8 protein-coding genes are annotated in these 10,873 nt (G+C 69.8%); 7 read left to right on the top strand and 1 reads right to left on the bottom strand.

Going from position 1 to position 10,873, the window contains the following annotated elements; all coding sequences use genetic code 11:
- Positions 1–149: 149 nt before the first annotated feature.
- The 7 genes from ACFY3J_RS08325 (at position 150) to trxA (ending at position 9,988) form a co-directional block, all read left to right on the top strand.
- Positions 150–2,600, top strand: coding sequence for a DUF6049 family protein (locus ACFY3J_RS08325; RefSeq protein ID WP_390840573.1), 2,451 nt, complete (start codon positions 150–152; stop codon positions 2,598–2,600).
- A gap of 45 nt (positions 2,601–2,645) precedes the next feature.
- Positions 2,646–4,976: a murein biosynthesis integral membrane protein MurJ gene (gene murJ, locus ACFY3J_RS08330; protein ID WP_384174370.1), complete on the top strand. Its 2,331-nt coding sequence runs from the start codon at positions 2,646–2,648 to the stop codon at positions 4,974–4,976.
- 119 nt (positions 4,977–5,095) lie between these two features.
- Positions 5,096–6,817: a protein kinase family protein gene (locus ACFY3J_RS08335; RefSeq protein WP_384174373.1), complete on the top strand. Its 1,722-nt coding sequence runs from the start codon at positions 5,096–5,098 to the stop codon at positions 6,815–6,817.
- Between the two features lie 26 nt (positions 6,818–6,843).
- Positions 6,844–7,614, top strand: coding sequence for an RNA polymerase sigma factor SigM (gene sigM / locus ACFY3J_RS08340; protein WP_390840574.1), 771 nt, complete (start codon positions 6,844–6,846; stop codon positions 7,612–7,614).
- Positions 7,611–8,471 (top strand): anti-sigma factor family protein, encoded by an 861-nt coding sequence (locus ACFY3J_RS08345; protein ID WP_390840575.1) that lies wholly within the window; start codon positions 7,611–7,613, stop codon positions 8,469–8,471. The genes sigM and ACFY3J_RS08345 overlap by 4 nt, the downstream gene beginning before the upstream one ends.
- A 169-nt stretch (positions 8,472–8,640) precedes the next feature.
- Positions 8,641–9,612 carry a thioredoxin-disulfide reductase gene (gene trxB / locus ACFY3J_RS08350; RefSeq protein ID WP_384174382.1) on the top strand — a complete coding sequence of 324 codons (972 nt, stop codon included), beginning with the start codon at positions 8,641–8,643 and terminating at the stop codon, positions 9,610–9,612.
- A 43-nt stretch (positions 9,613–9,655) separates the two neighbouring features.
- Positions 9,656–9,988 (top strand): thioredoxin, encoded by a 333-nt coding sequence (gene trxA, locus ACFY3J_RS08355; protein ID WP_141359862.1) that lies wholly within the window; start codon positions 9,656–9,658, stop codon positions 9,986–9,988.
- A 94-nt stretch (positions 9,989–10,082) separates the two neighbouring features.
- Here the strand turns inward: trxA and ACFY3J_RS08360 are convergent, their stop codons facing one another.
- Positions 10,083–10,700, bottom strand: a complete 618-nt coding sequence (locus ACFY3J_RS08360) for a GNAT family N-acetyltransferase (protein WP_390840576.1) — start codon at positions 10,698–10,700, stop codon at positions 10,083–10,085.
- Positions 10,701–10,873: the final 173 nt, after the last annotated feature.

Raw genomic sequence — 10,873 nt, forward strand, 5'->3', positions numbered from 1 at the left:
ACAGCATCCCCGGATACCGGCATATCCAGGGCGTCCACCCTCGTCCAACGATCTTGAGACCGCCTCCGTGGCACTTCCCCTCGGCGCGCATCGTTACCATGCGTGGACGCACATCCGACGACCACTGACGACGAGGGACGGGCGAGCGCGTGGCCGAGGCGGCAGAATTCCAGGGGACCAGTCCCTCACCTGCCCGCCGCCGGTTGCGGCGTGCCGGGGCGCTGCTCGCCGGAGCGCCGCTGCTGGCCGCTCTGCTCCAGCTGCCCGCCATGCCGTCCGCACACGCCGCCGGGCAGGAGTCCCAGCAGGCCGCGTCGGGCTCGCGCACGGTGGCCGTCTCCCTCGACTCGCTCAGCCCCAGCGCCCCCTCGGACGGGGACACGCTGACCGTCTCCGGCACGGTGACGAACAAGGGCAAGCAGGCCGTCACCGACGCCCACGTGGGCCTGCGCGTGGGCCCGGAGCTGGACACCCGCTCGGCGATCGACAGCGTGGCCCAGCGCACCCGGTTCGACCCGGCCGCCGACGGCCCCGAAGTCGGCGACAAGTACGTCCAGAAGTTCACCCGGCTCGCTCCGGGCGTCGCCCAGCACTTCAGCCTCTCCGTGCCGATCGACAAGCTGAACCTCGGCACGAACGGGGTCTACGAGCTCTCCGTCTCGCTGTCCGGCCAGACCTCCGCCCAGCCCTGGGAGCAGGTCCTGGGCATCCAGCGCACGTTCCTGCCGTGGCAGCCGAACGACGCGGGCACGAAGACGAAGACGACCTATCTGTGGCCACTCGTGTCCGACGTCCACATGACGGCCGAGACGGGCCCCGGAGCACAACAGACGCCGGTCTTCCTCGACGACGACCTCGCCAAGGACATCGCTCCCGGCGGACGCCTGGAGCAGATGCTGTCGCTGGGCAAGGATCTCGACGTCACCTGGGTGATCGACCCCGACCTGCTGGCGTCCGTCGACGCCATGACCCGCAACTACCGCATCCAGACCGGCGACGGCACACCCGTGCCGGGCACCCATCAGGACGTCGCCAAGAAGTGGCTCGCCGAGCTCCAGCAGGCGGTGGCGGGCAAGGACGTCGTGGCACTGCCCTTCGCAGACCCGGACCTGGCCTCCCTCGCTCACAACGGCACGAGCGTCACCGGCTCACTGAGTCAGCTCAAGGACGCCACCGACGTCGCCGCCAGCACGGTGGAGACAGTGCTCCACGTGAAGCCGGGCACGGACTTCGCCTGGCCCGTGGACGGCGCCATCGACCGGTCGATCGTCAAGGTCGCCACGTCCGCGGGCGCCGACAAGGTCATCACACGCAGCGACAGCCTCCAGGAAACCGGCGGGCTCACCTACACGCCCTCCGCCGCCCGTCCGATCGGCGGCGGCACCACGGCGATCGTCGCGGACGCCCGTCTGTCGACGGCGTTCGAGGGCGATATGACGCAGGCCGACGCCACCACGCTCGCCGTGCAGCAGTTCCTCGCCCAGAGCCTGGAGCTCGGCAGCCAGACGAGCCAGCAGCGCAGCATCGTCGTGGCCCCGCAGCGCATGCCCACCGCCCCCCAGGCCCAGGCCATGGCGCAGGCGCTGACGGCGCTCCAGCAGAGCACCTGGTCCCAGTCGCAGGACCTGAACGCGGCCGCCGCGGCCAAGCCGGACCCCGACGCCACCACGAAGATCCCGTCCACCGCGGACTACCCCTCCTCGCTGCGCAAGAAGGAACTCAGGCGAGCCGCGTTCTGGGCGATCGCCAGGACGCAGGACAAGGTCGACAACTTCCAGGTCGTCCTCACCGACCCGTCCCGGGTCGTCACGCCCTTCGGACGGGCCATGAACCGAGAGATGGCCACGTCGTGGCGTGGCCGGACCGGTGAGGCGTCCAGCTTCCGGGACGGCGTGGAGGCGTACCTCGACGACCTCTCCGAGCAGGTCAAGCTGATCGACAAATCGGAGACGAAGCTCTCCGGCCGCAGCGCCACGATCCCGGTGACGGTGCAGAACAACCTGGTGCAGGGCGTCGACCATCTGATGCTGCGCCTCACCTCGACCAACCCCACCCGCCTCAAGATCCGCGGCAAGGCGTACGCGGAGCAGCCCGTCGCGGTCTCGGGCGGGCACAGCCAGTCCGTGAAGTTCCCCACGTCGGCCAACGCCAACGGCCCCGTGACGGTGGTCGCCCAGCTCTACACGCAGGACGGCCGGGAATACGGCGCGCCCGTCACCTTCGACGTGAAAGTCACCGAGATCACGGCCACGGTGATGCTGGTCATCGGCGGCGGCGTCCTGCTGCTCGTCCTCGCCGGCTTCCGCATGTACACCCAGCGCAAGCGCGCGGCGGCCAAGGAGGCCGCTCAGGACCCGCGGGACACCGACAGCGCCGAGGAAGCGCACAGCGGTGAGGACGGCGCCGGAGAAGCCGGTGACAGCACGGACGAGACGGAAGGCCGCGAGCCGGAGAACCTCGAAGGCACCGCCGGTCGTCTCACAGAAGAGTCCGGCACCCGGTCCCGGGCAGACGACCCGGAGCAGCCGAGTGACCCGACACCGGACACCGCAGCGGAAAGCGCAGACCCGTCCGGCACGGGTGAGAAAGTGGACCGTTGAGGATGTCGTGGCCCGGAGGGCCCGGGACGATGAGGTGGGGTAAGCATGAACGCGCCGTACGACGGTGACCGCGACCAGGCCGTGGGCGGCTCGGGTCACCCCGACGCGCCGCCGCCCGGACACGGCCAGACGCCGCCGCAGCCTCCCGCGGACATGTACCTCCAGGACGCCTACGACGAGGACCCCTACCGGGCACAGGACCTCACCGCCCAGGACCCGGTCGGCGAGGCGCTGTACGACCGCGCCGCGCACCCTCCGCCTGCCCCGGGCACGAACGGGCCGCAGCAGCCTCTGTACGGCCGTCCCACGCAGTCTCCGTACGCCCCCGACCCGCGGGTGTGGGCGCAGACCCCGCCGCCGGAGCCGTCGGGCCCCACCCAGTACCTGCCGCACGGCGAGGATCCCCGCACCACGCAGTTCGTCGGCGTCGACGACCTGGTCAGCCACTCCGGCGAGGAGCACCACGAGCCGGACGCCTTCGCCCACCTCTTCCGTGACCAGCAGCAGGGCGGCCGTCCGGACATGCGCCAGGGCGGCTACGGTCACCAGGGCCCGGGACAGCACGGCTACCAGCCACCGCAGGACATGGGCGGACGCCCTCAGATGGCTGTCCCCTCGGTTCCCGGCCCCGCCCCGGCCCCGGCCGCCGGTCAGGGACCGATGGGACCGTACGCCGCCGCACCGGCCGTCGCCCAGGCCCCTGCACCGGCGACCGAGCCCGCCCCCGCCCCGGCGGCGAAGAAGGGCGGGAAGGCCGCGGGACTGCTGAAGTCCAGCGCCGTCATGGCGGCGGGCACGATGGTCTCCCGGCTCACCGGGTTCATCCGCTCGGCGATGATCGTGGCCGCACTGGGCACGGCCCTGCTGGGCGACACCTTCCAGGTGGCCTACCAGCTGCCGACGATGATCTACATCCTGACCGTCGGCGGCGGCCTGAACTCCGTGTTCGTCCCGCAGCTCGTCCGCGCCATGAAGGAGGACGACGACGGCGGCGAGGCGTTCGCCAACCGGCTGCTCACCCTGGTGATGGTCGCACTCGGCGCACTCACCGCCGTCACGATGCTCGCGGCACCGCTACTGGTCCGGATGCTCTCCAACTCGGTCGCCAGCAACCCGGCGGCCAACGAGGTCGGCATCACCTTCACCCGGTACTTCCTGCCCTCGATCTTCTTCATGGGCGTCCACGTGGTGATGGGGCAGATCCTCAACGCCCGGGGCAAGTTCGGCGCGATGATGTGGACACCGGTCCTGAACAACATCGTCATCATCTTCACGCTCGGCACGTTCCTGTGGGTCTACGGCACGGCCGCGAACTCCCACATGACCGTCACGAACATCCCGCCGGAGGGCCAGCGGCTGCTCGGTGTCGGCGTGCTCCTCGGCCTCGTCGTGCAGGCACTCGCGATGATCCCGTACCTGCGCGAGACCGGGTTCAAGCTCCGTCTGCGCTTCGACTGGAAGGGGCACGGCCTCGGCAAGGCCGCCATGCTGGCCAAGTGGACGGTCCTCTTCGTCCTCGCCAACCAGGCAGGTGCCCTGGTGGTCACCCAGCTGGCCACCTCCGCGGTCGCCCGCACGCACATCGACGGCACCGGCTTCAGCGCCTACGCCAACGCCCAGCTGATCTGGGGACTGCCCCAGGCCATCATCACGGTCTCGCTGATGGCGGCCCTGCTGCCCCGTATCTCGCGCTCGGCCGCCGAGAACGACGCCGGCGCGGTCCGGGACGACATCTCGCAGGGTCTGCGGACGACGGCGGTCGCCATCGTGCCGATCTCCTTCGGGTTCCTCGCGCTCGGCATCCCCATGTGCACGCTGATCTTCGGCTCCCAGGGCACCACGGCCGCCACCAACATGGGCTACATGCTGATGGCCTTCGGACTCGGCCTGATCCCGTACTCCGTGCAGTACGTCGTCCTGCGCGCGTTCTACGCCTACGAGGACACCCGCACGCCCTTCTACAACACGGTCATCGTGGCCGCGGTCAACGCGGGTGCCTCACTCCTGTGTTACTTCCTGCTTCCGGCCCGCTGGTCCGTGGCCGGCATGGCGGCCGTGTACGGTCTCGCGTACGCGATCGGCGTCGGGGTCGCCTGGCGCCGGCTGCGCCAGCGGCTGGGCGGCGACCTCGACGGCTCCCGTGTGCTGCGGACGTACGCGCGGTTGTGCATCGCCTCGGTGCCGGCGGCACTGCTCAGCGGCGCGGCCTGCTACGGCATCGGCCACTCGCTGGGCCAGGGCGTCTTCGGGTCGTTCGTCGCGCTGCTGGCCGGTGGCGCACTCCTGCTCGGGGTCTTCTTCGTCGCCGCCCGCAGGATGCGCATCGAGGAAATCAACGGTCTCGTGGGCATGGTCCGCGGGCGCCTGGGGCGTTGAGTCGGGGGTAGGCGCACAACCATCGTCCGCGGCCGTGTGTCGTGCATAGCGGCGAACTGTGGGCACAATTGGATTCGGCGTCGGACAGCGCGCGAATGGATGGGGAGGCAGGAGCGACGGTGGCGGAACGGATCACGGCTGCCGTCGACGTGGCAGACAACAGCGGCGAGCAGTCGCTGACCGCCGAGGCGGACCAGTCCACGTCCGACGGGGTGGCCCAGAATCGGGATCGGGGCACGGACAACGACGAGGCACAGGGGAGCGACGGGACGGAGAGTTCCGGGAAGAAGGCCTCACCGACCGAACTTCACAGCGGCCACAAACTGGCCGGACGCTACCGCCTTGAGGAGTGCGTCACCCGTCTGGACGGCTTCAGCAGTTGGCGAGCGGTGGACGAGAAGCTCCGTCGCGCCGTCGGGGTGCACATCCTGCCCGCGGACCATACGCGAGCCCGGTCCGTGCTGGCCGCGGCACGCTCCTCCGCGCTGCTCGGCGATCCCCGCTTCGTGCAGGTGCTCGACGCCGTCGAGGAGAACGACCTCGTCTACGTCGTCCACGAATGGCTGCCCGACGCGACGGAACTGACCACGCTTCTGGCCTCGGGCCCTCTGGAGCCGCACGACGCCTACCAGTTGGTCAGCCAGATCGCCTCCGCCATGGCCGCCGCGCACCGCGAGGGCCTCGCCCATCTGCGTCTGAACCCCAATGCCGTGCTGCGCACCTCCACCGGTCAGTGGCGGGTCCGCGGCCTCGCCGTGAACGCCGCGCTGCGCGGCATCAGTTCCGACACCCCGCAGCGCACCGACACCGAGGCGATCGGCGCCCTGCTGTACGCGGCGCTCACCCAGCGCTGGCCGTACGAGAGCGACGCCTACGGCCTGTCCGGACTGCCCAAGGACATCGGCCTCATCGCCCCCGACCAGGTGCGCGCGGGCGTCCACCGCGGCCTGTCCGAACTCGCCATGCGCGCCCTCGTCAACGACGGCGCCACCGCCTCCCGCCACGAGTCGGCGTGCACCACCCCGGAGGAACTGGTCAAGGCGATCGGTGAGATGCCGCGCGTCCGGCCGCCGGAGCCGACGTTCACCGCGCCGCCGGAGTACCAGGGCACCTCCTACCAGCAGGGCTCGTACGGCCGTCCGGCACCGCACCCCGGCGTCACCCAGCCGGTCCCGGCCCCGCCGCCTCCGCTGCAGAGCCGCACCGGCAAGGCGCTGAAGTGGGCCGTCTCGGCCCTCCTCATCGCCGCCCTGGGCCTGGGCAGCTGGCAGCTCGCGGACGCCCTGCTGGAACAGGGCGGCAAGTCCGACGACACCCAGACGCAGACCCAGGACGGCAGCGACAACGACGAGAAGCAGCCGAAGCCGGTCTCGCCGCTCAAGATCTACGGTGCGCAGGAGTACGTCGCGAAGGGTGATGCCCAGCACCCCGCCGATGTCGTCAAGACATACGACGGGGACAGCTCGACGTACTGGCGCACCGCCAGCTACAAGGAGGGGCCGGACATGAACCCGGCCTTCAAGCCCGGCGTCGGCATCGTCTATGACCTCGGTTCGGCACAGGAGGTCTCCTCCGCGTCCATAGGGCTCCTGTTCGGCGGAGACCACACGACTGTCACGTTGTACGGCACGGACTCGATGAGCTCGTCGGTGCCGATCACCTCGATGACGAAGCTGGGGTCCGTGACGACGGCCGGCACGACCGCGGAGGTGAAGGTGGCCAAGCCGGTGAAGTCCCAGTACGTGCTGGTGTGGTTCACCGCTCTGCCGTACGCGCAAGGTGACGCGTACAGCGACTCGGGATACAAGCAGGCTGTGACGGACCTCAAGTTCACCGGCTGAGCGCGGACGCGAGGGGGGAGGGGCCTGTGGCGGACGGCACCGCTTTTGGCGACGTCAGCGATCAGGACCTCTTGACCCGTCACGTGGAGGGCGACCCCGAAGCCTTCGGTGAGCTGGTGCGCCGTCACCGTGACCGGCTCTGGGCGGTCGCCCTGCGCACGCTGGGCGACCGTGAGGAGGCCGCTGACGCCGTGCAGGACGCGTTCGTCTCCGCCTACCGGGCCGCGGGCACCTTCCGCGGCCAGTCGGCCGTCACGACCTGGCTGCACCGGATCACGGTGAACGCCTGCCTGGACCGGGTCCGCAAGGCCGCCTCCCGCAAGACCTCGCCCACGAATGACACCGAGCGCCTGGAGCAGCTGCTGGAGCCGCACGAGTCGGCCTCGGCACCCGCCGAGAGGAACGACGTGCAGCGGCAGCTCATCGAGGCGCTGGGCACCCTGCCGCCCGACCAGCGGGCCGCCCTGGTGCTCGTGGACATGCAGGGCTACCCGGTCGCCGAGGCCGCCCGCATCCTCGATGTGCCGACCGGAACGGTGAAGAGCCGTTGCGCCCGGGGCAGAGCCAGGCTCCTGCCGCTGCTCACCCATCTGCGACCGGGACGCGCCGGCGACGAGAAGGAATCGGGCGCGGGGCGGAACCGGGCGCAGGGGACATCCGTCCCACCGGCGACAGGTCCTGAAGGCACGGGTCCCAAGGGCACGGGTCTTGAGGGCACGGGTCCTGAGGCCACGCACACGCAGGACACGGGATCAAGCGATTCAGCTGCTGTGAAGGGCGGAGGTGGGCAAGCGTGACATCCACGACAGACGCGGCCGGGCACCCGGACGTCATGGAGATCTCCGACCTCATCGAAGGCCTCCTCGGCCCCGCCCGGGCCGCAGAGCTAGAGCGGCATCTGGACGAGTGCGAGCCGTGCGCCGACGTCCACGCGTCGCTGACAGAGATCCGTGGCCTGCTCGTCGCCCTGCCGGATGTGCCCGCCATGCCGGCCGACGTGGCGGACCGTATCGATGCGGCTCTCGCCGCCGAGGCCCCTGTCGCGGTCGGCGTGCGTGTTTCACGTGAAACATCGGCCGCGGATCGCCCCTCCGGTCACCCTCGCGCCTCCAGCACCGGACCGGGTCGCAAGACAGGCACCCGGCGGGGACGTCGCAGGGTCGCCGTTCTGGGGTCCGTCGTCGCCCTCGCCGCCCTGGGCGTGACGTCCGTGGTCCTGGCGACGCTCCACGACAACAAGGGATCCAACACCGCGGCGCACGACCGTCCGATCACGTCCGCGGACACCTTTTCCGCGAGCACTCTCAAGAACGAGGTCGCCGACCTCCTCGACCAGGAGCAGCAGCCGCAAAGCGACACCCATGCCCCGCACAGCTTCGGCGTGGACTCCGCTCCCGGTACCGGCAAGCCGAAGCTGCTGAAGAGCCGGCCGCCGACGGTCCCCTCGTGCGTACGGCAGGGCATCAACGACAGCGGCACTCCGCTCGCCGCCCGGGTGGGCACCTATGACGGCAAGGAGGCCTATCTCGTCGTGCTGCCCGACGCCTCCGGCGACAGCACCCGCGTCACGGCCTACCTGGTCGACGCGACCTGCGTCCGCCACCCGGACGTCACGGCCAAGGTGCTGCTGTCGCACTCCTACGCGCGTTCCTGAACCCGCACGCTCGGTCCTCGCGCTGCATGGCATCCCGTGCGCTGTCGCGCCTCCGTGTGCCCCGGCACACCGGGAATGCACGCCCCTTAGGATCCGTTGGGTGGGGTGAGAGCTGTGAGAGAGGCTCCCACCGGCCGTACGACACAGTCCAGAGACGAGGAATCAAGCCGTGAGCGATGTCCGTAACGTGATCATCATCGGCTCCGGGCCCGCCGGCTACACGGCGGCGCTCTACACCGCGCGCGCGTCGCTGAAGCCGCTGGTTTTCGAGGGTGCGGTCACCGCGGGTGGTGCGCTGATGAACACCACCGACGTGGAGAACTTCCCCGGCTTCCGCGACGGCATCATGGGCCCCGAGCTCATGGACAGCATGCGTGCGCAGGCCGAGCGTTTCGGCGCCGAGCTCATCCCGGACGACGTGGTCTCCGTCGACCTGAGCGGTGAGATCAAGACCGTCACGGACACCGCGGGCACGGTGCACCAGGCGAAGGCCGTCATCGTCACCACCGGCTCGCAGCACCGCAAGCTCGGTCTGCCGAACGAGGACACGCTCTCCGGCCGGGGGGTCTCCTGGTGCGCCACCTGTGACGGCTTCTTCTTCCGGGAGCAGGACATCGCCGTGATCGGTGGCGGTGACACCGCCATGGAGGAGGCCACCTTCCTCTCCCGGTTCGCCAAGTCCGTCACCGTCGTCCACCGCCGGGACACCCTGCGTGCCTCCAAGGCGATGCAGGAGCGCGCCTTCGCCGACCCGAAGATCAAGTTCGTCTGGGACAGCGAGGTCGCGGAGATCCAGGGCGATCAGAAGCTCTCCGGCCTGAAGCTGCGCAACGTCAAGACCGGCGAGCTGTCGGACCTGCCGGTGACGGGCCTGTTCATCGCGATCGGCCACGACCCGCGCACGGAGCTCTTCAAGGGCCAGCTGGACCTGGACGAGGAGGGTTACCTGAAGGTCGACTCGCCGTCCACCCGCACCAACCTGACCGGTGTCTTCGCCGCCGGCGACGTGGTCGACCACACCTACCGCCAGGCGATCACCGCGGCCGGTACCGGCTGCTCCGCCGCCCTCGACGCCGAGCGCTTCCTCTCGGCCCTCGCGGACAACGAGCAGAAGGCCGAGCCCGAGAAGTCCACCGTCTGAGACCCCCAACCACCCCACCGCACGACCAGTTAAGGAGCCCGCTGTGGCCGGCACCCTGAAGAACGTGACCGACGACTCCTTCGAGCAGGACGTCCTGAAGAGCGACAAGCCCGTCCTGGTGGACTTCTGGGCCGCTTGGTGCGGTCCCTGCCGCCAGATCGCTCCGTCCCTCGAGGCGATCGCCGCCGAGTACGGCGACAAGATCGAGGTCGTCAAGCTCAACATCGACGAGAACCCGAACACCGCCGCCAAGTACGGGGTCATGTCCATCCCGACCCTGAACGTCTACCAGAACGGCGAGGTCGCCAAGACCATCGTGGGGGCGAAGCCGAAGGCAGCGATCGTTCGCGACCTCGAGGACTTCGTCGCCGAGTAACCACAGCAGGGCCGCCGAGCCGGCGGCGATGTTTCACGTGAAACACGAATGGGCCAACCCTTCAGGGTTGGCCCATTCGTATGTGGCTGCTCGCTTACAGCGGCCTCAGCGCCGGTTCCTTCTGCACGGCGCCCAGCAGCCGGTCGATCGCCATCTCCACGTCTTCCTTCCAGGACAGCGTCGTCCGCAGTTCCAGCCGGAGCCGCGGGTGGGCCGGGTGGTGCCGGACGGTCTTGAACCCCACGGCCAGCAGATGGTCGGCGGGGAGCATGCAGGCGGGTTCCTTCCATCGGGCGTCCCCGAATGCCTCGATGGCCTTGAAGTCCCGCCGCAGCAGGTCCTTCGCGACCGTCTGGACCATCACACGACCCAGCCCCTGCCCTTGGTAACCCGGCATGATGAAGCCGGTCATCAGCTGCACCGCGTCCGGAGAGACGGGGCTCGTGGGGAACGCCATGGAGCGAGGGACATAGGCGGGGGGAGCATAAAGCACGAAGCCCACGGGCGCGTCATCGACGTAGACGACACGGCCGCAGGAGCCCCAGTCCAGCAGGACGGCGGAGATCCACGCTTCCTTTTCCGCCGCGGACGTGCCGGCCTTCAGCGCTGCTTCACTACTGACGGGGTCCAGCTCCCAGAAGACGCACGCACGGCAGCGCCGGGGAAGGTCTTGAAGGTTGTCCAGCGTGAGCGGTACGAGCCTACGGCCCATGAAGGCTGTTCCTCGCTTCCTTCGCCCGCGGCGCCACGCGCGGCTGTCAGAGCGCTGCGTTCCTTGAGCAGGCTACCGACGAATCCTCCGACCGCGCCCAGCCCCAAGACCGCGCCGAGCATTCCGTTGCGGCTCACCGTTCGCATGCCCCTGCCTCCCTCTAGAGGTACCGC

The sequence above is a fragment of the Streptomyces sp. NPDC001231 genome (assembly GCF_042896885.1).
Lineage (GTDB): Bacteria > Actinomycetota > Actinomycetes > Streptomycetales > Streptomycetaceae > Streptomyces.

Coding starts and splice junctions, on each gene's coding strand:
- murJ (WP_384174370.1), top strand. CDS start 2,646: ATGAACGCGCCGTACGACGGTGACCGCGACCAGGCCGTGGGCGGCTCG.
- ACFY3J_RS08360 (WP_390840576.1), bottom strand. CDS start 10,700: ATGGGCCGTAGGCTCGTACCGCTCACGCTGGACAACCTTCAAGACCTT.